This window comes from Limnohabitans sp. (assembly GCF_046052765.1).
Lineage (GTDB): Bacteria > Pseudomonadota > Gammaproteobacteria > Burkholderiales > Burkholderiaceae_C > Limnohabitans.
This window is the reverse complement of sequence record NZ_JAVLFQ010000009.1, coordinates 1-1,845: the sequence shown is the minus strand read 5'-3', so window position 1 is coordinate 1,845 and position 1,845 is coordinate 1. Positions and strand designations below refer to the sequence as shown.

3 protein-coding genes are annotated in these 1,845 nt (G+C 52.1%); all 3 read left to right on the top strand.

Annotated elements, in window-relative coordinates; all coding sequences use genetic code 11:
* The first annotated feature begins 102 nt into the window (after positions 1-102).
* Positions 103-582 carry an aromatic-ring-hydroxylating dioxygenase subunit beta gene (locus AC9UG7_RS00670; RefSeq protein WP_509583087.1) on the top strand — a complete coding sequence of 160 codons (480 nt, stop codon included), beginning with the start codon at positions 103-105 and terminating at the stop codon, positions 580-582.
* Between the two features lie 10 nt (positions 583-592).
* Positions 593-913, top strand: coding sequence for a non-heme iron oxygenase ferredoxin subunit (locus AC9UG7_RS00665; RefSeq protein ID WP_509583086.1), 321 nt, complete (start codon positions 593-595; stop codon positions 911-913).
* A gap of 21 nt (positions 914-934) precedes the next feature.
* Positions 935-1,845, top strand: a 911-nt coding sequence (locus tag AC9UG7_RS00660) for a cupin domain-containing protein (protein ID WP_509583084.1), incomplete at its 3' end; no start/stop codon positions are given.

Below are 1,845 nucleotides of genomic sequence, written 5' to 3'. Positions count from 1 at the left end.
GGAGATGGGTGGCTACGAGGTGGAAGACACAGACCACATGGTCACAGAAACATTGATTCGCGGTATGTACAAGTACTGGCGCAAAGTGATGGGGGAATGAGCATGATGGACTTCAACACGTATTTCGAGCTTTTAAATCTCTACAGCGATTACGCCATGGTGTGTGACTCCACAGAGTGGGAGAAATGGCCTGACTTCTTTTTGGAGGATGCGTTTTACCGTTTGCAGCCGCGTGAAAACTTTGAACAAGGCATGCCCTTGTGTTTGCTGGCCCTTGAGAGCAGAGACATGATCAAAGACCGTGTGTATGGCGTCAAAGAAACGCTCTACCACGACCCCTACTACCAGCGGCATATTGTGGGCACCCCCAGGGTATTGTCTGTCACCCACAACGGAACGCGCATACACGCTGAAGCTAACTACACGGTGATACGCACCAAGTTCGACGGTGACTCCACTATTTTGAGTGTCGGCTACTACCATGATCATATTTTTAAAACGGATGAAGGTTTGAAATTTCAGTCGCGCCTGTGTGTATATGACAGTGAAATGATCGCTAACTCCATCATTTACCCTATTTAAGGAACAAACCATGTCTGATAACTGGATGGATGTGCTAGCACTGGACGCGGTGCCTGAAGCCGATGTGACCTCGGTCATGGTTGACGGACGGGAAATCGCACTTTACGAGGTCGAAGGCGAAGTTTTCGCTACCGACAACCTGTGCACGCATGGCGCTGCTCGCATGAGTGATGGTTTTCTGGAAGGACGTGAAATCGAATGTCCCTTACACCAGGGACGGTTTGATGTGTGTACCGGCAAAGCCATGTGCGCACCCTTGACGCAAGACCTGCGCGTGTATGCCGTGCGTATTGAAAACAAGCGCGTGCTGATCAACATGACGCAAGACTGATGAGTGATACAAGGAATTGATATGTCTAACGAATTAGGTCGAATAGAAGATTTACCGAAGGACTACATAAAGGATTTGCGCGATCTGAATCTGGTGCCTTTATGGCCGAGTTTGCGAGGCGTATTGCCACCCAAAATTCCCACGCGCCAAACACAGCCTACCCACTGGCCCTACAAAACTTTGAAGCCTTTGTTGTTGAAAGCTGGCGAGCTGACACCGATTGAAAAAGCCGAACGCCGCGTGTTGGTGTTGGCCAACCCCGGTCACGGTCTGGACAAAATGCAAGCCAGCGCAGCCATGTATCTGGGCATGCAATTGCTGATGCCCGGCGAGTGGGCACCGAGTCATAGACACACGCCGAATGCAGTGCGCATGATTGTCGAAGGCGAGGGCGCTTACACCACGGTGGGCGGCGAGAAATGCCCCATGAGCCGGGGTGATTTGATCCTCACGCCCACAGGCTTGTGGCACGAGCATGGCCACGACGGCACAGACCCTGTGATCTGGTTGGATGTGTTGGACCTGCCATTGGTTTATTACATGGAAGCGTCTTACCATGTGAACGGAGACCAGCAAACCATCACGCCCGGTCGCGGCGACAAACAATACGCGCACGGTGGTTTGGTGCCCAGCCATGTGTTTGAACGCAGCCATAAGGCCTACCCTATGTTGCGTTATGCGTGGACCGATGCCAAAGCCGCGTTGCAAACATTGGCAGCTGATTTGCCCGATTTAGAACAAGTGCAAATCACTTATACCAACCCGGAGACAGGTACTGATACAGAAAACATTCTGGGCTTTTACGCGCTGATGTTGCGACCTGCGCAAAGCTTGCGATTGCCTGCGCGTTCACCGGCGCAAGTGTTTCACGTCATCGAAGGTTCGGTGCAGGCGGACATTGTCGACAGCAGATTCACTTTGGCCGAGGCCGA